17 protein-coding genes, 1 tRNA gene and 1 pseudogene are annotated in these 20,723 nt (G+C 54.7%); 11 read left to right on the top strand and 8 right to left on the bottom strand.

Going from position 1 to position 20,723, the window contains the following annotated elements; translation table 11 throughout:
* Positions 1 to 350 precede the first annotated feature (350 nt).
* Positions 351 to 782, bottom strand: a complete 432-nt coding sequence (locus BHW66_RS12370; protein WP_022197567.1) for a copper resistance protein NlpE — start codon at positions 780 to 782, stop codon at positions 351 to 353.
* Positions 783 to 1,158: 376 nt separating this feature from the next.
* Here BHW66_RS12370 and BHW66_RS12365 point away from each other — a divergent pair, with 376 nt between their 5' ends.
* On the top strand, positions 1,159 to 1,440 hold the full coding sequence (locus tag BHW66_RS12365; protein WP_046437022.1) for a hypothetical protein: 282 nt from the start codon (positions 1,159 to 1,161) through the stop codon (positions 1,438 to 1,440).
* Between the two features lie 58 nt (positions 1,441 to 1,498).
* Complete coding sequence (locus BHW66_RS12360) at positions 1,499 to 2,479, top strand: Amuc_1434 family mucin 2-degrading aspartic protease (RefSeq protein ID WP_143246985.1); 981 nt, start codon at positions 1,499 to 1,501, stop codon at positions 2,477 to 2,479.
* Positions 2,480 to 2,588: 109 nt separating this feature from the next.
* On the opposite strand, the gene BHW66_RS12355 is transcribed toward BHW66_RS12360, so the two are convergent.
* Positions 2,589 to 3,911 carry a UDP-glucose/GDP-mannose dehydrogenase family protein gene (locus BHW66_RS12355; protein ID WP_046437026.1) on the bottom strand — a complete coding sequence of 441 codons (1,323 nt, stop codon included), beginning with the start codon at positions 3,909 to 3,911 and terminating at the stop codon, positions 2,589 to 2,591.
* Between the two features lie 184 nt (positions 3,912 to 4,095).
* On the opposite strand from BHW66_RS12355, the gene BHW66_RS12350 reads away from it, so the two are divergent.
* The 5 genes from BHW66_RS12350 (at position 4,096) to BHW66_RS12330 (ending at position 12,767) form a co-directional block, all read left to right on the top strand.
* Positions 4,096 to 5,085, top strand: coding sequence for a malate dehydrogenase (locus BHW66_RS12350; protein ID WP_012420473.1), 990 nt, complete (start codon positions 4,096 to 4,098; stop codon positions 5,083 to 5,085).
* Positions 5,086 to 5,228: 143 nt separating this feature from the next.
* Positions 5,229 to 7,379: a hypothetical protein gene (locus BHW66_RS12345; RefSeq protein WP_065528877.1), complete on the top strand. Its 2,151-nt coding sequence runs from the start codon at positions 5,229 to 5,231 to the stop codon at positions 7,377 to 7,379.
* Between the two features lie 18 nt (positions 7,380 to 7,397).
* A complete protein-coding gene (locus BHW66_RS12340; RefSeq protein WP_183164164.1) occupies positions 7,398 to 9,308 on the top strand; it encodes an NPCBM/NEW2 domain-containing protein in 1,911 nt (636 codons plus the stop codon).
* A gap of 79 nt (positions 9,309 to 9,387) precedes the next feature.
* Positions 9,388 to 11,775 carry an LPS-assembly protein LptD gene (locus BHW66_RS12335; protein ID WP_102733568.1) on the top strand — a complete coding sequence of 796 codons (2,388 nt, stop codon included), beginning with the start codon at positions 9,388 to 9,390 and terminating at the stop codon, positions 11,773 to 11,775.
* Between the two features lie 344 nt (positions 11,776 to 12,119).
* Positions 12,120 to 12,767 (top strand): NAD(P)H-dependent oxidoreductase, encoded by a 648-nt coding sequence (locus tag BHW66_RS12330; protein WP_102733566.1) that lies wholly within the window; start codon positions 12,120 to 12,122, stop codon positions 12,765 to 12,767.
* Between the two features lie 13 nt (positions 12,768 to 12,780).
* Here the strand turns inward: BHW66_RS12330 and BHW66_RS12325 are convergent, their stop codons facing one another.
* Both BHW66_RS12325 and BHW66_RS12320 read right to left on the bottom strand, forming a co-directional pair.
* A complete protein-coding gene (locus tag BHW66_RS12325; RefSeq protein ID WP_102732510.1) occupies positions 12,781 to 13,557 on the bottom strand; it encodes an RluA family pseudouridine synthase in 777 nt (258 codons plus the stop codon).
* A gap of 14 nt (positions 13,558 to 13,571) precedes the next feature.
* A complete protein-coding gene (locus BHW66_RS12320) occupies positions 13,572 to 14,264 on the bottom strand; it encodes a pseudouridine synthase (protein WP_102732261.1) in 693 nt (230 codons plus the stop codon).
* Between the two features lie 136 nt (positions 14,265 to 14,400).
* Here BHW66_RS12320 and BHW66_RS12315 point away from each other — a divergent pair, with 136 nt between their 5' ends.
* The 3 genes from BHW66_RS12315 (at position 14,401) to BHW66_RS12305 (ending at position 16,702) form a co-directional block, all read left to right on the top strand.
* Entirely contained in the window at positions 14,401 to 15,783 is a 1,383-nt protein-coding gene (locus BHW66_RS12315) for a tetratricopeptide repeat protein (RefSeq protein WP_022197556.1), read from the top strand.
* A gap of 34 nt (positions 15,784 to 15,817) precedes the next feature.
* Positions 15,818 to 16,018 (top strand): hypothetical protein, encoded by a 201-nt coding sequence (locus tag BHW66_RS12310; RefSeq protein ID WP_128220526.1) that lies wholly within the window; start codon positions 15,818 to 15,820, stop codon positions 16,016 to 16,018.
* A gap of 168 nt (positions 16,019 to 16,186) precedes the next feature.
* On the top strand, positions 16,187 to 16,702 hold the full coding sequence (locus BHW66_RS12305) for a zeta toxin family protein (RefSeq protein WP_022197554.1): 516 nt from the start codon (positions 16,187 to 16,189) through the stop codon (positions 16,700 to 16,702).
* Positions 16,703 to 16,831: 129 nt separating this feature from the next.
* On the opposite strand, the gene BHW66_RS12300 is transcribed toward BHW66_RS12305, so the two are convergent.
* The 4 genes and pseudogenes from BHW66_RS12300 to BHW66_RS12290 all read right to left on the bottom strand — a co-directional run bounded on the left by BHW66_RS12300 (position 16,832) and on the right by BHW66_RS12290 (position 19,571).
* Positions 16,832 to 17,581 carry an amino acid ABC transporter ATP-binding protein gene (locus BHW66_RS12300; protein WP_102733564.1) on the bottom strand — a complete coding sequence of 250 codons (750 nt, stop codon included), beginning with the start codon at positions 17,579 to 17,581 and terminating at the stop codon, positions 16,832 to 16,834.
* Positions 17,574 to 18,224, bottom strand: a complete 651-nt coding sequence (locus BHW66_RS12840) for an amino acid ABC transporter permease (RefSeq protein WP_042449055.1) — start codon at positions 18,222 to 18,224, stop codon at positions 17,574 to 17,576. Before BHW66_RS12840 ends, BHW66_RS12300 begins: the two co-directional genes overlap by 8 nt.
* A gap of 120 nt (positions 18,225 to 18,344) precedes the next feature.
* Positions 18,345 to 18,959: pseudogene (locus BHW66_RS12835) on the bottom strand (transporter substrate-binding domain-containing protein); the annotation flags it as partial.
* A gap of 535 nt (positions 18,960 to 19,494) precedes the next feature.
* Positions 19,495 to 19,571 (bottom strand) — tRNA-Pro (locus BHW66_RS12290).
* A 102-nt stretch (positions 19,572 to 19,673) separates the two neighbouring features.
* Between BHW66_RS12290 and argC the strand changes: the two genes are divergently transcribed.
* Positions 19,674 to 20,717 carry an N-acetyl-gamma-glutamyl-phosphate reductase gene (gene argC, locus BHW66_RS12285; protein ID WP_102733562.1) on the top strand — a complete coding sequence of 348 codons (1,044 nt, stop codon included), beginning with the start codon at positions 19,674 to 19,676 and terminating at the stop codon, positions 20,715 to 20,717.
* Positions 20,718 to 20,723 lie beyond the last annotated feature (6 nt).

The raw sequence follows: 20,723 nt of genomic DNA, 5'->3' as shown, positions 1-20,723 counted from the left end.
TTTTTTGAGCTGTTCCCTGGTGGTTGTCCGTAAAATAGATGGAGTGGAAGCGGGGTATGCCTGGAAAGATGAAAAACACCCCTGTTGCGGCGGGGCGGCCGAACCTGCAGCCAGTTAAAAAAGCCGGAAATCTTTTGTGTCCGAAACAACGCGGACAGAAAGGCGATGCAAAGTTCTTGTAACACCCGTGTGCTGACGAAAGCCTGGTCCCGGCGGCCCGGATTTTTTCTGACGGCGGGGCGGATGAATAAGATTTGTTAATGTGCCGGGCTGAAAAACGGTGTAAAGAAAACCGCCGCGGGGTGGGAGGTGCGGCGGAATGGAGAAAATGATAGATGATAGAAATAGTTTTATTTCTTTTTTAGTATATAATATTCGGCCAGGACGCCCTGATTGACTGTGCCTTCTTTGTCTGACAGCATTACTTTGCTTCCATCAAGTATTTTATAATAAGATTTTTCATTGGAAGAGGATTGGGCCAGTTCCATCAGGCGGCCATTGATGAAATGATAAGAGCCTTTTGATTCGAAAATAGCGTCTTTTTCTCCTATGTATTCGCTTCTCAACACATAAGTGTTATCGTTGTTTAATGTTAACGCCGTCCTGATTCCTTCACAATCGGCAGCAGGAAGAATTCCTTCATAAGTGCCGTAAAAATTTAAATTCTCCAACTGTTTTTCTGTTTTTGTTTCGCCGCTCTCAATTCGAGAATGATGATTTTGGGGGGAATCACAGCCGGTTATGGCAACTAAACATGCGGTCCATAAAAAATTTATTTTCATGACAAGTTTTTTTCAGCTGGTGGTTTGTGACGTGCGATGCTTGATCCAATGGGGCAGGGAAGGGAGTACGTTCGTTTCCTGTTTTTCCGGTTTTGCCGTAATATAATGAAAGTCTATGGAAGGGGCAAGATATTTTCTTTTCATGGAGCCCGCGAGTATTGATGAATGCCGGATTAAGTAATTTATCCCGTTTTTATTCAACTTTGCCGGAAGAAGAGTTTTCCAACCGGGATTGAGTGTTTTGCAGTCCGTTTTGCGAAGATGTTGTTTTTTTTGAGGGGAGCCGAGTGTCTGGGGAAGCCCCCTCTTTGCAGATATTGCCGAGAAGGCTGGATTTTTTGCTTGAGATTAGGAAGAAGGATTGCAGAGTGGCTTGATGAGGCCCGGCCGACAAAAGACATTTTCCGTTTCCTGGCTGGCGGGGTTGGGGTGGTCGTTTGGCGGGTATGTGACGGGAACACTTCTGGCGGCGGGTGCGGGGGCGCTGGATTTTCCCTTGCTGGCGCAGGTGATGCTTTTGGCCGCGGCGGTTTGTTTTGCTGCCTCTCTTGTTTGTGCGGGAGCGTGTTTCCGGGGCAGCAAGATTGCCCGGTGGTACTTGCTTCTTGTCCTCGTGATGATTATGGTTGCGGTTCTGTTTGGGAATGGAGGCGGTTAATTAGTCATTTGTATATCTTTTGATTGACCGCGTGCGCGCGTATGTATACTTTCCGGTCATGCTCCTTCGATTCTTATCGAGTCTCTTTTTTGCGTCCGGCATTGTTTTGACCGCTCAGGCGAATACCCAGCCTTATCCGGATTCCGATTCTTCTGACGGATACGATACCGGTTTTTATGCAGAGGCTTATTCCGGCGGCTACGACAGCGCTCCGGCTCCGGCGGGGGAATCCGCCTCCAGGCCTGTTTTCCCCACGCAGTCCTATTTTGAATTGCTTGGCCCCATGGATTCCAGAAACGGGCGCGGAAGCGTGGATATCCAGAATTGGATGACGGATTTGAATTTGTGCAGGATGTCCAGCGGTTCCTGGAATTTTTCTTCTACGGCGGCCTTGCGTCTGAGCTGGTTTAATGGAAAAGGAGCGGATGAGATGGATGTGGACCGGCTGTACACGATTTGGCTGAATGTGAACGCCTCCTATGCCATCACGGGGAAGACGCGCCTGGTTTTCGGTGTGACGCCCCAGATTTCCACGGATTTCGATACATGGACGAGCCATAATATTTTCTTGGGAGGCCATGTTCTTCTGGCAGGCCCCTTGAACGACCGGTTCAGCTATGGAATCGGCATCGGCTGTTATCCGCAGCTTGGGGATTATCCTTTCCTGCCCCTTATCCAGTTTAAATGGGAAGCTTCCCGCAATTGGACGCTTCAGCTGGAAGGGGCCCGCCTTTCCTATATCAACAAGGTGAGCGATGGGTTGAAGTGGGGACCCTTCGTTTCCGTGGCGTCCGGCACATGGACGATTCACCATGACCGCCGCGTCCGCCAGTTTGCATGGATTTCCGGCGTCGCCGGCATAGGCGCCGATGTGGGGTTGGGTCACTGGGGCAGCGTGCGCCCCAGGCTGGTGGCGGATGTCGGTTTTTCCTTCGGGAATTCCGGCACTATCAAGACAAGCAACGGAAGCCATGATTTGGAAAAGTACCATTATGACCCCGGTTTTTATTTGCGTGCGGGGCTGCTATTTGAGTTTTGACCGGCCAACAGGATTAGCGAATACATGACAAAGGCCTCCGGTGCGTTGAATGTGCCGGAGGCCTTTTACATATGGGGACGTTTGAAGCCGGGACGGTTCCCGGAGGCAGTCAGGCTTCTTCAACGGAGGGTCTGCCCACGGAGTGGTATTCAAATCCTACGGCCCGGAGGTTTGCCGGGGAGAGGATGTTTCTTCCGTCAAAGATGATGCGGTTGTGCATGACTCCGGCGAGTTTCTGCAGATCCGCATTCGCATATTCGCTCCATTCCGTGGCGATGACCAGAACTTCCGCATCCCGGGCGCATTCGTACATGTCTTCCACCAGTTTGACCCCCATAGGGTTCAGAATGGGGGCCGCCGTGTGCATGGCTTTGGGGTCCGTAGCGGTGACAATGGCTCCTTCCCCGCAGAGTTTTTCACATAGTTTCAGGGCGATGGATTCCCGGACGTCGTCCGTGTTCTGTTTGAAGGCAAGGCCCCAAACGGCTATCTTTTTGTCCTTGAGGACCCACAGGCGGTCCCGAATTCTGTCCAGGAAGTGGATATGCTGGGTATCATTGATGTGTTCCACTTCCTCCAACAGGGTGAAGGGAATGCCCAGCGTGCGGCTGATGTTGATGAAGGCTTTGACGTCTTTCGGGAAGCAGGACCCGCCGTAGCCCAGCCCCGCGTTGAGAAAGTGGCGTGAGATGCGTTTGTCCATGCCGATGCCTTCCGCCACCAGTTCCACGTCTGCGCCCGTTTTTTCACAGACCTTGGCGACAGCGTTAATGTAGGAAATTTTCAGAGCCAGGAAGGAGTTGGCTGCGTGCTTGATGAGTTCCGCGGAGTTGACGTCCGTTTCCAGAATGGGGGCATGAATGGGCTGGTAAACGCGCTTGATGACGTTCATGGCCTGTTCCGAGTTGGCTCCAATGACAATGCGGTCAGGGTGCAGCAGGTCGTCCACGGCGCATCCTTCCCTCAGGAATTCTGGATTGGAGACAATGTCGAACTGAACATTCGGCCCCGCATAGTGCTTGATGGTCTGGCTGACTTTTTCCCCGGTTTTGACGGGTACGGTGGATTTGTCCACAATGACCTTGTATCCCATTTCTGGTTGGAGCGCCTGGGCGATTTCCCTGGCCACTTTTTCAATGTAGGTCAGGTCCACGGAACCATCCGTATTGGGCGGCGTGGGCACGGCGATGAAGATGACTTCGCTTTCCGCAATGGAAGCGGCGATGGAAGGGGAAAATTCCAGCCGCCCCACGGCTACGTTTTTTTTCACGAGCTCTTCCAGCTTGGGCTCGTAAATGGGGATGGCCCCGGATTGAAGAGTACGTATTTTTTCCGTATTATTATCCACGCAAATGACGTGATGGCCCATTTCGGCAAAACAGGTGCCTGTGGTCAGCCCCACGTAACCACTGCCGATAATTGTTAAATTCATAGTGTTAGCGTAAATATTGGTAAAAACTTAACTGTATGGAAAAGTAAGAGCAGTCAACCCCTGAGCATTATGGGATAGGGAATTTTTTCTGTCAAAATAAAAAGTTCCTGATTGAGCGCCTCCTTTCCTTGTGGTATAACCGTGACCAGACAGGAAAATATCTGTTTATTTTAATTTGAACGTTATGAAAACACCTATCACCGTTACCGTTACAGGAGCCGCCGGCCAAATTGCCTATTCCCTTCTGTTCCGTATTGCCTCCGGCAGCATGCTGGGGCCGGATCAGCCGATCAACCTGCGCCTGCTGGAAATTCCCCCGGCCATGAATGCTCTGGAAGGGGTGGTGATGGAGTTGCGTGACGCCGCGTTCCCGTTGGTTAATGAAATTGTCCCGACCAGCGATCCTGATGAAGCGTTCGCCGGCGCCAACTGGTGCCTGCTGGTAGGCTCCGTTCCCCGCAAGGCCGGTATGGAACGCAAGGACCTACTGGATATCAACGGCAAGGTGTTCATCGGCCAGGGGCAGGCCATTGCCCGCAGCGCCGCCAAGGATGTGCGTGTGCTGGTGGTCGGCAACCCCTGCAATACGAATGCCCTTATTGCCATGCACAATGCGAGCGGCGTTCCCTCCGACCGCTTTTTTGCCATGACTCGCCTGGATGAAAACCGTGCCAAGAGCCAGCTTGCGGAAAAGGCCGGCGTCCATGTGACGGAAGTGACCAACATGGCCATCTGGGGCAATCATTCCTCCACCCAGTACCCTGATTTCACCAACGCCAGGATTGGCGGAAAGCCTGTGACGGAAGTCATCAAGGATACGGAATGGCTTAAGGGCGATTTCATTACCACCGTGCAGCAGCGCGGTGCCGCCATTATCAAGGCACGCGGCGCTTCTTCCGCCGCTTCCGCCGCTTCCGCAGCCGTGGATACCGTCCGCAGCCTGGCTACCCAGACTCCGGAAGGCGACTGGTATTCCGTGGCCGTTTGCTCCGACGGTTCCTACGGCATTGAAAAAGGTCTTATCTGCTCCTTCCCGGTCCGCACCACCAAGGATGGCGGCTGGGAAATCGTGCAGGGGCTGCCGGTTGATGCGTTCTCCCGTGAAAAAATTGACGCTACCGTTAATGAACTGAAGGAAGAACGTGACGCTGTTTCCTCTTTGTTGAAGCATTAATGTTGATTTGCTCTTGCGCCGGGTTTCCCGTTTTCGGGAAGCCCGGTTTTTTATGTCCTGAAGATTCCATAAACCTCATTTTCTGCGGGACAGAAGTTTTCTTCCGTGTTAAAAAAAACGATGGATGCAGCATCCGCTAGTTTATGGATCAGGACCGCATATTATACAGAGGAGAGGCTTTTACGCTGACCGGAAATTCCTTGCGCCAGGATGCCGCGCATTGGGCGGAGGTACAGCCGGACGGTCAGGTGAAAACCATGAAAAACGGCCGCTATTCCGAGTGGAGCATTGTTTCGGAAGCCGGGAACGCCCCGCATTACCGGGGAAATTTTGAAGTGCTTAATCAGGCTTACGGCCTGGCGTTGCATGAGGCTGGAGCCCTGCTTAATGAAGAAGGAACGTTCCGGACGGGAGCCAACTGGCCTACTGTGTGGACCCGGGATATTTCCTATTCCACCCATCTGGGATTGGGGTTGTGGAATGTCCGTGCCTGTATGAACAGTCTAAATGCACGGGTCCGGAACGGGGAGGTGGAGCAGGATACCGGCACGGGCGGTTCCTGGCCCATTTCTTCCGACCGTGTGGTGTGGGGGATGGCTGCGTGGGAAGTTTACTGCCTGACGGGGGATGCCGACTGGCTGTCCCTTTCCTGCCGAGTGATGGAAAAGACATGCATGAGGGATGAACAGGTGCTTGCGGCCACGGGCGGCTTGATGAAGGGGGAATCGTCCGTGCTGGACTGGAGGGATCAGAGCTACCCTGCGTGGATGACTTCTGCCGATATTGGGGATTCTTGCAGCCTGTCCACCATGCTCCTGCATGCGGAGGCCCGCAAGATTCTGGCGCGGATGTTCCGGGAGCTGGGGCTGGAGGAGAAGGCCCGGGAGTGGGAGGAGAAGAGCGTTTCCCTGGCCGCGGTTATTGAGCGTTTTTTCAGGATTCCGGAACATGTCCTGTACGGGCAGTACCTGTACGGACGCGGGTATCCCGTACTGTCGGAGAAGGTGGATTCCCTGGGCAATCTGCTTTGCGTCCTTCTGGGGCAGGCTGGCGGTTCCCATGCCGCCGGGATGGTTGCCTCCCTTCCTCATGGCGTTTATGGCATTCCCTGCATCCATCCCCAGATGCCTGATAGCGTGCCCGCCTACCATAACCGCGCCATGTGGCCTTTCCTGGAGGGCTATTATGCGCAGGCCGCGGCGGCGGTGGAGAATGAATCTGCCCTGGCGCTGGCGGTCGCCTGCATGGTCCGTGCCGCCCTGTTGTGCGGCACGAACAAGGAAAATGTCCTTCTGGAAACGGGGCTGGATGAGGGGCTGCTGCTCAGTTCGGATAGCCAGCTCTGGAGTATTGCCGGCATGCTGGGCTGTTTTTACAAGGGATTGTTCGGCATCCGTCTGTCTCCGGATTCTCTGGAATTCCGTCCTTGCGTTCCAAAGTCTTTTGAAGGCGTTCATGAGTTGTCCGGGCTGGAATACCGCGGCATGACGGTAGATGTGTTTCTGCAGGGCTGCGGGCACCGGATAGCGCGGTGCCTGGTCAACGGGCAGGAGGCCCCTCCCGTCCTTTTGCCGGGCATGAAGGGGCGCGTTTTTGTGAAATTGGAGCTGGACGGCGGAGAAGAGGATGAAGGGGCGGTGAATTTAACCCGCATGGGCAGCAGCCTGGAGTCTCCTGCGTGGAAGGCGGCGCGCCATGGTATTGCATGGGAGTCTGTGGAAGGAGCCGATTATTACCGTGTTTACCGGAATGGCATCCCTGTATCTCAAACGGAGTACTGCCATTATATCCCCGCACCCGGCCGGGGGGACGTGTCTTTCCAGGTGATGGCAGTCGCTCTGGATGGGAGGGAGTCTTATCTTAATGAACCCAATGATTATCCTTCTGCGGATTCCCGCATGGAGACGCGCCCCTGCGGCTTGAGCGGGGATGAAGTCTGGTTTTCCCGCGTCACGGAATCCCCGGACGCTCTTTGTTACAATGTCAATATAGATAAGCCCGGAGTGTACCGGGTGGACGCCTTTTTCGCTAACGGCACTTATGATGTTTCAGACGGGAATACCTGCGCCCTGCGCAGTCTGTACCTGAACGGCAGGCGCGCAGGCACGCTGGCTTTCCCCCATACGTCCCGTTCCGGAAACTGGGAGTATTTTATTTATTCAACGGCAGTGGAAACGGTGATGACGCCCGGTCCCTGCCGTGTGGAAGTGGTGTATGATTCCTTTTCCGAAAATATGAATCGTCTGGTGAATGATATGGTGATAAAACACCTTCGGTTTACCCGTATATCCTGATATTAGTTCATGAATGTTATGTCGAAACGTTTTTTTGCCTTGTTGCTGATCCTGGGGTCCGGGATATGGAGTGTTCCTGCCATGGGGATGGATGAGGAGTCAGCTTCCAGGGCATCTGTTCCTGCCTCCTCGGACAGGGAGGGAGCGGAGTTTACCCGTCTGCCCGTCAGCTGGACGGTTAATCCCAGGGATGCCGCCAATGCCCGTGCCGCCTGGAAAACGCTGAGCGCCTATCATCGGGGCAAACCGAAGTCTTCCAGAAAATTGCATGTGGTTTACGTAACGTTCAAGGACAGGCCTGCCCTTGAAGGATACCGGGAACGGTATGATCATATTCTGAAGAATATTCAGGCATATTATGCGGACCAGATGCAGGCCAACGGTTTCCCTCCGCTCACATTCCAGCTGGATTTGGATGAACGGGGCAAGCTGGTTATTCATGATGCCTATGTGGATAAACCCATGAGCGAGATGAGCGTGCAGAGCTCCGGCCCCGTCTCCCGGGAAGCCGCCAGGAAGGTGCTGGCTTCCAAGGGGATTGATATTGAGAAGGAACATGTGCTGGTCGTTTGCCAGCTTCCGGACGGCGTGGGTCCTTATTACGGCGGCGGCTTCAGCCACCAGGGCACGGGGTGGACCTGTGACCAGGAAGGGCTGGATCCCGCCAGCTTTCTGGATACGGAAATGATGCAGGGCGGCCGTTTCAAGGTGACCAGGGGAAAGAACGCCACCATTTACATAGGCGGTACGGCCCATGAATTGGGGCATTCCTTCGGCCTTCCCCACACGGGCGACGGATGGAATTACCCCGACGCCGGAGCTTCCCTGATGGGCCATGGCAATTCCACCTACGGCGACGAGCTGCGCCATGAAGGGAAGGGCGCCTATTTGGCGCCGACGGATGCTTTGAAACTGGCCAGTGTTCCCCTGTTCAACGGGGTGGAGACGGAACTTCCCGCAGACGCCTCCTTCGGGCGTATGCTCGGCAAGTATGTCCCGGGGTCTTTTGAACGGCTGGAGGCCATTCCCGTTAAAGACGGATTGCGGCTGAAAGGGAGGGTTCATCTGACGCGCCCCGCGTATGGCATTGTTGCCCATTTGGATCCGCCCGGAGGTTCGGATTATGATTCCAATGCCGTGGGCGCTTCTCTGGATGAAAAGGGAGAGTTTGATCTCACCATCTGCAGGCCGGGATATAAGGGTGGTTTTATAGAAATGCGGGTGGCCGTATTGAATTGCGACAGCACGCGCAGCATGATTACTCTGCCCGTGTGGATGGATGCCCGGGGAGCCAAGGCCCCTTCTCTGGCCCAGATCGTTTATTTCGGGGATGTTCAGAATCTGTGGATACGGGGCCGCACGGAAGAAGCCCGGAAGGCGCTGGCGGAAGTGGAACGCAGGCATGGTTCCCGTTCTGAAGTGAAAGAATGGCTCCCTGTCTGGAAGCGCGCTCTGGGGCGCCAGGAGCCCGCGCTGGAAGTTGTTCCGGCGCAGATTCCTGCGGCAACCGCCAGTATCAGCCTGAATGACTGCAAGCCTTCCGTAGCCCAGGTGGGGTGGGCCGTTCCGTTGTGGGATGTCCTGTTCCCGTCGGATTTGGGGCCCGTGCCTTTCTTCCGGACAATCGGAAGGCCGGAACGTTTCATTCTGGCTCATGCCCCGGCTGTTTTTGCCTATGACCTGGATGGGCGCTGGAAAGAGTTCCGCGCTGATGTGGGGCTGCCCTTCGGCTCCCGCGGCAGCGTCAAATTCAGCGTGTATTTGGACGGCAGGAAGCTTATGGAATCCCTTGTGCTCAAGGACGGGGACTCCATTCCCGTGAAGACGGCGGTAGAGGGCGGCAGGAAGCTGGAAATCCGCGTGGATGACGCCGGAGACGGCAATGCCGCCGATTGGGGCATTATAGCCAACGGCATGCTGACCCGGTAAATTTTCTGCCCCCACTGGCGGAGAAATGTGACATTAGGCTTGTCTTTTGCCCTTTCTCATAGTGTTCTGTGGGCTAGCCATGATTGGGACGATTGCAAAGCTATGGGGTGCGGCGGCGCTGGTTGCCGGGGCTTCCCTGTTTGCAGAAACGGCTGCGGAGCAGCCGCCCGTCCCTTCCTCTGAAACCGGGCAGGAAAATGCCGGAGGGAAAATGGCGGGCAATCTGTTTTCCGGCACTCTCATGCCGCAGATTCCCTCCAATATTTCCATTACCAATGAAGGCGCCATCAGGGTGGAGGAATCCAGGAAGGTTATTTTTGAAGGACCGCATGTCCACATGGTGACGGATACCGGGGTGGAGGTATTTGCGGATTATGCCCAGGCGGATATGGACCAGGGCAAGGTGTTTCTGAAAGGGAACCTGGCCATTTACCAGAGTGACGGCAGGACAAGGACCAACAGCCTGGTACGCGCCGACAGCGCGGAGTTTGACTGGGAGAACGAAGTGCTTCTTACGGATGCCATCCGTGCGAAGATGGAGGGATTGATTCTGCGCAGCGGAAAGTTTGAATCCCGGAAGGATGCCGCCGGCAACACTTACCTGGAAGCCTGCAATGCCTCCGTCACGGCGGAAGACATCAGCGAGCCTCTCACCTGGATTTCCGCCGACAGGATACGAGTGTATCCGGAAGACAGGTTTTCTTTCAAGAACCTGACCCTTTATTACGGTGGCGTTCCCTTCTTTTATTTCCCCTACCTCAGCCATTCCCTTAATCCGGAAGTTGGCTATCTTCCCATCCCCGGCATGCGCTCCATCTGGGGGCCTTACCTCCTGAATGAATACGGGTTCCTGATGGGGAAAAAATGGTCGGACAACGGCATGCCTTCCGCGGATTACCTGGGAACCCTGCATGCAGATTACCGCACCCGGCGCGGTTTCGCCTACGGATTGGACATCCGCGACGTGCTGCTGGAAAAGGATTGTCCGGACATGACGGGGCTGTCCTTTTACAAAACCCATGACAAGGGGGTGAAAATCAACGCCGGTGATGATGAGTACCGTGAGCATCTGGACCCGGACCGGTGGAGGTTCGCGCTCCAGCAGATGTGGAGCCACAGGGTGAATCTCCGCACGGACTGGCGGTTGAAGGCCAACATCAACATGTTGAGCGACGAGTACATGCTCCGCGATTTTTATCCGGAAATTTATCAGCGCAATTCTTCTCCGGACAACACGGTGCTTCTTTCCCGTACGGACGATACGAATGATTTTTCACTGTTGCAGCGTTTTGTCCCCAATAATTTTTACATAGCGGACCAGCGGACGGAGTTCAGTTATGAGCGCATCAAGTCTCCCGTATTCCGTTCCCCCGTCATGTATGAAAGCCGCACCAGCTTCGCTTTCCTCAAGCAGTACGTTCCTCCGTTCATGCGGACGGAAATCCGGAACATGCTGGACGGGATGGACCCCGGAACTTCTTCCTATGATTACTGGGCCCGAATGCTGATGACGGACAGCTACAGCAGGTTCCACTCCTTCCATGAGGTTTCCGTTTCCAAGAAAATCATGGGATTCCTGAACCTGACCCCCAAAGTGGGCGGAGGCTATACGGGATATTACGGCGTGGAGGACTACAAACCGCTCAACCAGGGAATTTTTTACGCCGGAACGGATGCCGATTTCAAATTCTCCCGCCGTTATTCTTCCGTATATAGTGATTCCTTTGGGCTGAACGGCATGAACCATATTGTTCAGCCCCATTTTACGCTGGCGTATGTCAAAACCAACCGCCTGAGCGAGCTTTATCCCCAGATTGACGGCGATACCCCCACGACCAATCCCCCATCCTTGAGCATAGGCAGATACACGGAGATTGATTCCCTGTCCACGGGGCTTGTCTTCCGGTATGGATTGCGCAACATGCTGATGACCAGCCGGGATGCTAATTCCCACCGCTGGTTTTCCTGGGATGTGTTCATGGATGCCTATCTGCATGATCCCGTCAACCGTCGGGATTTTTCCAACCTTTTTTCGTTCATGCGCTGGAATCCCGTTCCCTGGATGGAATACCGGTCGGAAATGCAGGCTCCCGTTTTGGGTAAGGACAAGATTTCCGGCTGCCGTGAATACAACAACTCCCTGCGTTTCATGCCATGGCGTTCCACGGAACTCGTCGTGGGGCACCGTTATTTGAACCAGCATTCCCTTCTGGAGGACAGCAGCCAGCTGGATTTGCGTATTTTACAGCGCTTTTCGGAAGCCTGGGCTTTCAGCGGCAAGTGGCGTTTTTCTCTGTTGGACGGCAAGCTGGACATCCAGGAATACAATGTGTACCACAATATGGGATCCTGGTATTTGGGCGTGGGCGCTTTCGTTCGCAAGAACGGGAACAAAAACGAATTCGGGCTGGGCATCAGCTTTACCATCCAGCAGACCGGGGATTATATGCCGGTCAAATTCCTTTGATATCCGGAAAGGACACGGTTTTTTGCGGGGTTTTTCCCGGAAGCTTTTTCCTTTTTCAGAGGATTCGCGTTTTGAGAATGGGTTCTGCCCGGTGTGGGGTGTTGTTCCGGAGATGGAAAGATATGTAGCTGGTCAGCAAGAGGCGGAAAGGCTACGGTTGGAAGGATGGAGAGCGGCCTGTTTCCGGCGTGCCGGACAGGAAGAAAGGAAGAAGAGGTAAGGAGCCGCTGCCGCGTTTGTGCCGGAACCTTGGCTTGCATTCCGGCAGGGAAACGGGGAAAATGCCAGGGCATGGAGCAAGCTGCGGCGGAAAACCGTCCGGCTTCCTGCACGAATAATCATACATGAATATGAACGCACAGGAATTGATCGAGACGCTGGAATGGCGTTACGCCACCAAGGTATTCAATCCGGACCGCCGCATTCCGGCGGAGGACTGGGAAGCCCTTTTGGAATCCCTGCATTTGAGCCCTTCCTCCCTGGGGCTTCAGATGTGGAAGTTCCTTGATGTCCGGGATCCCGCCGTGCGTTCCCGGCTTCGGGAAGTTTCATGGGGACAGCCCCAGGTTACGGACGCTTCCCATCTGGTGGTTTTCTGTGCCCGCAGGGATTTCAAGCCGGAAGACGTGCAGCGCTATCTGGAACGTATTGTGGAAGTGCGCGGTGTTGCCATGGACTCCCTGGACCAGTACCGCGCCCGCATTTTTGAACTGGTGGATTCCAAGTCTCCGGAAGTGCTGAAAGCCTGGCTGGAACGGCAGGTGTACATCGCCCTCGGGTTCATGATGAGCTGCGCCGCGGATCTCCGCGTGGACACCTGCGCGCTGGAAGGGATGGATCCGGCCGCCTATGACCGCATTCTTTATCTGGAAAATTCCCCTTATTACACGCTTTGCGCCCTAGCTCTGGGTTACCGGAATGAAGAGGAGGATAAGTACGCCCGTCTGGCGAAAGTACGTTTTGACCGGGATGAAGTCATTCCGGTCATATGACGAAGTTTTTTTACTAATCCCCGGTTTCAAGCAGTCGCCGCATGTCTTCCGGCAGGGGAGCTTCCGCGGTGAAGGTTTCTTCATCAAACGGAAATTCCAGCCGGCAGGCATGCAGCGCATGGCGCGGCAGAACCAGCTGCTCCTCCAGTTCCCGACTCCATCCGTGCTGGATGTATTCCAGATAGCAATGTTCGGACGGACCGTAAATTTTGTCACCCAGGATGGGATGTCCCAAGTGCGTCAGATGTACGCGTATCTGGTGCATGCGTCCTGTTTCCGGAATGCACCGGACCAGCGCCAGGGGGCCCCGGCGTGTATTCCATGTCCGTTCTTTTCGGAAAACGGTAGTGCATGCTTTTCCGGCTGGGTGCACGGCCTGTTTGACCCATATGCGGCTTTCCGCGACTTCCCCCTGTCTTAAAATGGGGGCGGTGCATGCTGTTTCCGTCCATTCAGGCCATTCCTGCACGATTGCCAGATATTCCTTGTGTATCAGGCGCCGCTGCATGGCTCTTCCCAGCTCCCTGGCCGCCCTTTTGTTTTTGGCGACCAGCGTCAGACCGCTGGTTTCCCTGTCCAGTCTGTTGACCAGGGAAAGGGCGGCTCCGTTGGCTATTTCATAGCTTAGCAGGGCTTCCACGCCTTCCAGGAGGCAGGGTTCCTTTTTCCCGTTGGACGGGTGGACGATGAGGGGCGCTCCCTTGTCCACCACAATCCAGTCCCCGGATTCCGCCGCCACCTCAAAGTGCGGAAAACAGGCAATTGGTGCTTCGGAAATGGGAATCCACATGGCGGATGGGTGGTTTACAGCGCATCCGGACGGATAGGAGCCCATTCCCCCGGTTTCAGGTTCAGGCTGTCCAGATGCAGGGAGCCGATGGAAACACGGCACAGAGATAAGACGGGAGCGCCTACGGCAGCCAGCATGCGGCGAACCTGGTGGTATTTTCCTTCCGTAAGAGTCAGCAGGGCGCGTCGCGGTTCCCGGATTTCCAGCAGGGCGGGGGCGCAGGGGCGGGTTTCCCCGTTCAGCGTGAGGGTTCCGGAGGCGAACAACTCTACGGCTTCTGTCGGAATGTCCTCCTCCGTGACGGCTTCGTAAACTTTGGCGACGTGATGGCGGGGGGAGGTCATGCGGTGGATGAATTTTCCGTCGTCCGTGAGGAGAAGCAGGCCGGAAGTTTCCTTGTCCAGCCGTCCTACGGAAGAAACCGCAGGGTTCCTGTTCCGCCACTGGAAGGGCAGCAGGTCGTAAATCAAATCCCCCTCCCCGTCGTCATGGCTGCAGGTGTACCCTTCAGGTTTGTAAAGGGCGGCGTACAGGCCGTCCGGGAATTCCACAGGTTCTCCGTCCAGTAGGATGCCTTCCGCCTGCACCTTGTCCGTGGGGGAGGAGCATGGTTTTCCCTTGAATGTAATGGAGTGGCGTTTGATCCAACCCGGCGCTTCCCTCCTGGAACAATATCCGTAGCGGGATAAAAGGGCATCCAGTCTCATGCGGCATATTTTTTCCTAATGGGAACAAAAAACAAGGTTGAAGTATGCCTCCCCGGCTGATAGCATTAAACTATTACATGCGGGGCCGCCCTGGTGGGGCGCTGCCGTTGTTCACCATTTACGCTTATATAGTTCCATGATTGAAACGATTACAGAAGAACAGTTGACTCCCCAGCAGGCCGAATTTTGGGTGCGCGCCCGCCAGGCGGTGGACATGAACAATTATCCCTATGCCGTCAGCTTGCTCAAGGCCCTGGTAAAGCAGCTTCCCGGTTTTCTGGAAGGCCGCAAGGCGTTGCGCGCCTGTGAAATCAAATTGAATCCGGAGGCCAAGAGAGGGGGGCTGTTCAGCGGCATGAAAATCAGCACCAGCAAGCTTACTTCTTCCAAAAAGGACGCGGCTACCCAGCTTTCCGCTTTGGAAGACGAATTGGAAAATGATCCTTACAGCATTCCGGTAAACGAGGCCCTGTACACGGCTGCCATGGAAGTAAATTTCCCAGATCTGGCCGCTTTTGCTCTGGAGACCGTTCGCCAGGGGCATCCCGGCAACAAGAAAATGCTCCACATGCTGGCCTCCCATTACGTTTCCCGGGATATGCCGGCCCAGGCTGCGGAAGTGTACCATGACCTTGTGAAGCTGGATCCCACGGACAGTGTGGCCGTAAAGAGCGAAAAGGACTGCATGGCGCGCGCCACGATGCAGCAGCAGAAGTGGGAGGAGGCTAAAAGCTTCCGGGACGTGATGAAGAACTCGTCGGAAACGAACACCCTGGACAAGAGCGACAAGAAAGGGCTCACCCGTGCGGAACTGGAAGAGCGCCTGGGGCTTCTCTCCGCCCGTTACGCCCAGAACCAGCAGGATCTGGCCGTCGTGCGCGACATTGCCGGCGTTTATGAACAAATGGAAGATTGGGCCAATGCCTATTCCTTCTATAATTACGCGTTCAGCCTCAGCAACAATGATATTTCCCTGGAAAACAAGGCCTCGGAAATGAATGAGCGATGCCGCAAGGCCCAGGTGGAGGAAATCCGCCGCCGCGCTGCCGCGGAGCCGGATAATAAGGAACTTCAGGAACAGCTTGCCCAGTTTAGCAAGGAAGCTGCGGAGCAGCAGGTGGCTTTGTGCCGCCAGCGTGTGGAAAACAACCCCACGGACCCGCAAACCCGTTTTGAGCTGGGCCAGGCCCTCTTTGACTGCGGCAATTACACGGAAGCCATTCCGGAACTCCAGCGCGCCCGCAACAACCCCCATATCCGCATCCGCGCCATGCTGTTGCTCGGCAAGTGCTATGACGCCAAGAACATGCATGATATGGCCCTGCGCCAGCTGGAGGAAGCCAATAAGGAATTAATAGAAATGAATGACACCAAGAAGGAAATCCTTTACATGATTGGCTTGCTTTATGAAAAGCAGGGCAAGAAGGGGGAATCCCTTGCTGCATTCCAGCAGATTTACGACGCCGAGTACGGCTACCGCGACGTAGCCAGGCGCGTGGAATCCTCTTACGGCAATTAGGGCGGTTCCCGTTTTGTGCCCGTAATGGGACGCCGTGTTCAAAGCCTTTGCCGGAAACGGCAAAGGCTTTGCTGTAGGAAGGTTATTTTTATTTCTGCGGACGAGAACCGTAACAGCTTTTATTCCGGCGGGCAACGGAGAGGGGCGGGAGACCTTGTGTTTTTTCTTGTCCGTTCCGGAAGGAACTGAAAAAATGAAGAGAGAGCAAGCTGATGCAGGCATTGCTTACGATTGATGTTCAAGGTGATTATTTTACGGAATGCACTGCATGCAGAGAATCCTGTGAGTATGTTGGCAGCTGGTTAAGTATGGATATCACCAACGAATATGAGAGGATGCCGGATATTGGCTGCATGGGAAAGATTGGGGTTCTTTCTTATGAAATGCCAGGGAGGGAAGTCTTATGATTCTTTTGATTGGCGGCAGCACGCATACAGGGAAAACACTCGCGGCGCAGCGGGTGCTTGAAAAATATTCCTATCCCTATTTATCCATTGACCATTTAAAGATGGGGTTGATACGCAGCGGGATATGCCCTTTCTCCCCTGAAAGCCCCGATGAAGAGCTGACTCCCTTCCTCTGGGGCATTATCAAAGAAATAGTAAAGACCGCGATTGAAAACGGCCAAAATTTAGTGGTGGAAGGTTGCTATATTCCCTTTGACTGGAAGAAGGATTTTACGCAGGCCTGCCGGGAACGGATACGGTATGTATGCCTTATTTTTTCAGAAAATTATATTCAAAGGCATTATCATGATATCCTGAACCATGAGAATGCGATTGAACGGCGCATGGAGAGTTCTCCCGTTACGCAGGAAGAGTTGCTGCGTGAAAACAGGGACAATCTTGAAAAATGCAGGTTCTATGGCTGTGACTATCTGTTGATTGACGAGTCTTATAACGTGGAGATCATGTTGTAGAGAACAGAGGCTTCCCGTTGTCCGGGGAAGGAAAGAGAAGGTTATTCTAAATTGCTTGGTTTATAGGCGCAGGCGGTAAGAGAGAGGTTCTTCCTCTCTTCCTCTGTATTTTTTCCAGAACTGCCCGTGTCAGAGCACCTTGGAAAAAAACTCCTGCAGTCTGGGATTGGCGGGGCGGTCGATAACGCGGTCCGGAGGCCCTTCTTCCACAATTTTCCCTTTATCCATGAACAGGACGCGGGAAGCCACCTCCCGCGCGAACCCTATTTCATGGGTAACCACTACCATCGTCAGTCCTCCCTGCGCCAGCTCCTTCATCAGGGAGAGCACTTCTCCCACCATTTCCGGGTCCAGGGCTGATGTCGGCTCGTCAAACAGGATGACATCCGGATTCATGACTAGGGCGCGCACGATGGCGATGCGCTGCTTTTGGCCTCCGGAAAGCTGGAGGGGATAGGAGTGCCTCTTGCCGTACAGCCCAATGCGCTGGAGAAGGGTTTCCGCCTGGTCTGCTGCCTCCTTTCTGCTGGAGCGTCCCGTTTTAACCGGGGCGATGGTGATATTTTCCAGAATGGTCAGGTGCGGGAAAAGATTGAAATGCTGGAAAACCATGCCTACATGCTGGCGGAATTGATTGACGTCCGTTCCGGGAGAGGTAATCAGCTTTCCCTTGAAACGGATTTCTCCGGAGGTCGGTTCCTCCAGCAGGTTCAGGCAGCGCAGGAAGGTGCTTTTACCGGAACCGGACGGGCCTACGATGAAGACCACTTCACCCCGGTCAATTTTCGTGGTGACATCGTTGACTGCCGACACGGAGTTGAATTCCTTAACCAAATGGCTGATTTGGAACATGGGAGTGTTTCCAGGATGTTCATTCATTGTTTTTCAGTTTTCTTTCCAGTTTGCCGAGCATCCAGCTGAACAGCATGACCACGGAGAGGTAAATCAGGGCCACGGCCGTCAGCGGCATGAAGGCGGTATAAGTCTGGCTCCGGATGATGTCGCCGCCCTTGGTCAGGTCCTGGAGGGCGATATAGCCGGAGACGCTGGTCTCCTTCAACAGTACGATAAATTCGTTTCCCAGAGAGGGAAGTACATTTTTAAAGGCCTGGGGCAGGATAATGTAAATCATGGTTTGGGCATATCCCAGGCCGAGACTGCGCCCGGCTTCAAATTGTCCTTTGTCAATGGACATAATGCCGCCTCTGATGATTTCCGCTACATAGGCTCCTGAGTTGAAGCCGAAGGCCACCACGGCCACCAACACTTTGCTGACATCCACGGAGCCGAAGATGACAAAATAGATCATGAGCAGTTGAACGACCACCGGCGTGCCGCGGATGACTGTCAGGTACAGTTTGCAGAGGGCATTCAGGAAACGGAGATTGCCCGTTTTGTCATGCGTGGCGCGGATGACGGCCACCACAAAGCCCACCAGAATGCCCAGCAGAACGGAAAAGAAAGAGACCTCCACCGTCACCAGAAAGCCGTTGGTCAGGTATTTCCAGCGGCCTTCCTGCATGAAATTGACATAAAAGGATTCTTTCAGGTCCAGCCATGTATTTTCCAGCCAGCCTCCTCCGGAAGCGTGTTGTTCGGGACCGGCAGCGGATTTAACCTGCATGGCCGCATAAGCGTTCCGTATTTCCTCCAGCTTTCCGGAGGCTTTCAATGCTGCAATGGTGTCGTTAATATCCTGAAGGAGAACCGTATCTCCCTTGCGGACGGCAATGGCGTAGGATTCGGAAGTGAGGGGTTCCGGCAGAATTTCCAGCCGTTCATTGCCCGCTACGTACATTTTTGCCGGATCCTGGTCAATGACGGCGGCGTCCACCTTGCCTGCCGCCACGGCGGCCACAGCCAGCGCTCCGTTAGGGAAGCGTTCCGGCTGCTGGATGTTCCGTGTGACGTAAATGTCTCCCGTGGCCCCGTGCTGCACTCCGATTCTTTTGCCGCGGATATCTTCCCGCTTCCGGATGGGAGAACCTTTGGGAACGATGATAACCTGAGCGGCTTCCACATAGGGAATGGAGAAGTCCACTTTCCTCCTGCGTTCCGGCGTAACCGTGATTCCGGAGGCGGCTACGTCCGCCTTCCCGGAAACTACAGCCGTAATCACGGAATCAAAGCTCATGTCTTCAATGACCAGCTCCCTGCCGGTGCGCCGGGCTACCTCCCGCATGATTTCCGGGTCAATGCCCAGGATGGTGTTTCCGTCCCGGAATTCGTAGGGAGGGAAAGTCGCTTCCGTCACCATCAGGATTCTGCCGTTTTCCGCCGCTGGTGCGCCGCAGCATAGGAGAAGCCAAAGCGTCAGCAGGGCTCCGAGATGATTCAGAAAGGAAATGGATGGCATGAAAGCAAGGGGGAAAAGGTGAAGTCTGAACCGGCGGGGTATATGATTTACCTGCCTGCAACGCAATAAAAAACTGTTTCTTCCCGGTTCCGGTTTGTCCTGTCTCACGGCAGGGAAGCGGAGTAGCGGGCCGGTCGGAGAGGAAATGGCAATGAATATGAATGGCATGAACCCGGCAAATACCCAGGATTTTTTTGTTTATTAGCAAGAGGGAGGAAATGTATCTTGTGATAATTTTCCCGATTAATTTTTCCAAAGGGAGGGAGGATCAGACTTCCTGCTTTGAGGGCGGTGTATGTTTGGTTTTGGAAAATTGTCATGCATTCAGAATGTGATGCATGGCAGAACCATAGGACCGGGTGGAATACCGCGCAGAGCAAAAAAGTTTGAGGCCTTGCAGAATACTTCATTCTGCAAGGCCTCACGAATGGGAAAATGGTCGGGTTGACAGGATTCGAACCTGCGACCCCCTGCACCCCATGCAGGTGCGCTACCAGACTGCGCTACAACCCGATGAACTCGGACCGACCGGGGTCGTGTCGCGTGACGGCGAGGTGTATATAGGAAAACTTTAGTGTTGGCAAGAGTCTTTTTTCATAGCATACCTTTTTTGTCATGAAGCAAGTTCAAGTTGCAGTCGTCGGGGCCAGTGGCTACACCGGGCAGGAATTGTTGCGCATCCTGCTGAACCATCGCGGGGTGAAGCTGGTGTGCGCTACTTCCCGCCAGTATGCCGGGCAGCCGTTGTGGGAGGTTTTTCCCCGTTTCCGTCAGGTTCCGGGTTCCGGTCTGAAGTTTACGGATTCCGATGTGGAGGCGATTGCCGCTACTGGGGCGGAGGTCGCTTTTCTGGCCCTGCCTCATGGCGTGGCTGCTTCCTATGCCCGCGGCCTGGTGGACAGGGGCCTGCGCGTGATTGACCTGAGCGCGGATTTCCGTCTGGACAGCCCGGAGGTGTACGAAGAGTATTACGGGAACCCCCACCCGGATACGGCCCTGATGCAGGAAGCCGTGTACGGCTTGCCGGAGTGGCGCCGGGAGGAGATTGCCCGGGCGCGCATTGTGGCTTCTCCCGGTTGCTATCCCACCAGCATTCTTTTGCCTCTCATTCCCTTGTTCAGGGCGGGCATGCTGGAGCCGGAGGACGTGGTGGTCTGTTCCGGCAGCGGCGTGAGCGGAGCGGGGCGCAAGGCGTCCATTCCGCTGCTGTTCTGCGAGTGCAATGAGAGTTTTCATGCCTACGGAGTGCCGAAACACCGCCATTTGAGCGAAATTGAACAGGAGCTTTCCCATGCCGCGGGGGAAACGGTGGTGATGTCCTTTACCCCCCATCTGATTCCCGTTAATACGGGCATCTGCTCCACGATTACGGCCAAAGTGAAAAAGGGGGCGGACCCTGAATGCGTCGGCCGCCTGCTGGAAGAAGCTTATGCCGCGGCCCCGTTCGTCCGCCTTCTGGGGCGCAACCAGCCTGCGGATACCAAGAATGTAACGCGGACGAACTGTGTGGACATTGGCTGGGCTTATGATCCCCGCACGAACCGCGTGATTCTGATGAGCGCGGAGGATAATGTGGTGAAGGGAGCGGGGGGCCAGGCCGTTCAGTCCTTCAATATCATGTGCGGATTTGATGAAACGGAAGGCTTGTGGGTTCTGTAGCTTTTT

The sequence above is a fragment of the Akkermansia sp. 54_46 genome (genome assembly GCF_001917295.1).
Taxonomy (GTDB): Bacteria; Verrucomicrobiota; Verrucomicrobiia; order Verrucomicrobiales; family Akkermansiaceae; genus Akkermansia; species Akkermansia muciniphila.
This window is presented reverse-complemented; position numbering and strand designations above follow the sequence as displayed.

Excerpts from the sequence above, each read along its gene's own strand:
- BHW66_RS12370 (WP_022197567.1), bottom strand. The coding sequence starts at position 782 with ATGAAAATAAATTTTTTATGGACCGCATGTTTAGTTGCCATAACCGGC.
- BHW66_RS12365 (WP_046437022.1), top strand. The coding sequence starts at position 1,159 with ATGAGGCCCGGCCGACAAAAGACATTTTCCGTTTCCTGGCTGGCGGGG.
- BHW66_RS12360 (WP_143246985.1), top strand. The coding sequence starts at position 1,499 with ATGCTCCTTCGATTCTTATCGAGTCTCTTTTTTGCGTCCGGCATTGTT.
- BHW66_RS12355 (WP_046437026.1), bottom strand. The coding sequence starts at position 3,911 with ATGAATTTAACAATTATCGGCAGTGGTTACGTGGGGCTGACCACAGGC.
- BHW66_RS12350 (WP_012420473.1), top strand. The coding sequence starts at position 4,096 with ATGAAAACACCTATCACCGTTACCGTTACAGGAGCCGCCGGCCAAATT.
- BHW66_RS12345 (WP_065528877.1), top strand. The coding sequence starts at position 5,229 with ATGGATCAGGACCGCATATTATACAGAGGAGAGGCTTTTACGCTGACC.
- BHW66_RS12340 (WP_183164164.1), top strand. The coding sequence starts at position 7,398 with ATGTCGAAACGTTTTTTTGCCTTGTTGCTGATCCTGGGGTCCGGGATA.
- BHW66_RS12335 (WP_102733568.1), top strand. The coding sequence starts at position 9,388 with ATGATTGGGACGATTGCAAAGCTATGGGGTGCGGCGGCGCTGGTTGCC.
- BHW66_RS12330 (WP_102733566.1), top strand. The coding sequence starts at position 12,120 with ATGAATATGAACGCACAGGAATTGATCGAGACGCTGGAATGGCGTTAC.
- BHW66_RS12325 (WP_102732510.1), bottom strand. The coding sequence starts at position 13,557 with ATGTGGATTCCCATTTCCGAAGCACCAATTGCCTGTTTTCCGCACTTT.
- BHW66_RS12320 (WP_102732261.1), bottom strand. The coding sequence starts at position 14,264 with ATGAGACTGGATGCCCTTTTATCCCGCTACGGATATTGTTCCAGGAGG.
- BHW66_RS12315 (WP_022197556.1), top strand. The coding sequence starts at position 14,401 with ATGATTGAAACGATTACAGAAGAACAGTTGACTCCCCAGCAGGCCGAA.
- BHW66_RS12305 (WP_022197554.1), top strand. The coding sequence starts at position 16,187 with ATGATTCTTTTGATTGGCGGCAGCACGCATACAGGGAAAACACTCGCG.
- BHW66_RS12300 (WP_102733564.1), bottom strand. The coding sequence starts at position 17,581 with ATGAATGAACATCCTGGAAACACTCCCATGTTCCAAATCAGCCATTTG.
- BHW66_RS12840 (WP_042449055.1), bottom strand. The coding sequence starts at position 18,224 with ATGCAGGAAGGCCGCTGGAAATACCTGACCAACGGCTTTCTGGTGACG.
- argC (WP_102733562.1), top strand. The coding sequence starts at position 19,674 with ATGAAGCAAGTTCAAGTTGCAGTCGTCGGGGCCAGTGGCTACACCGGG.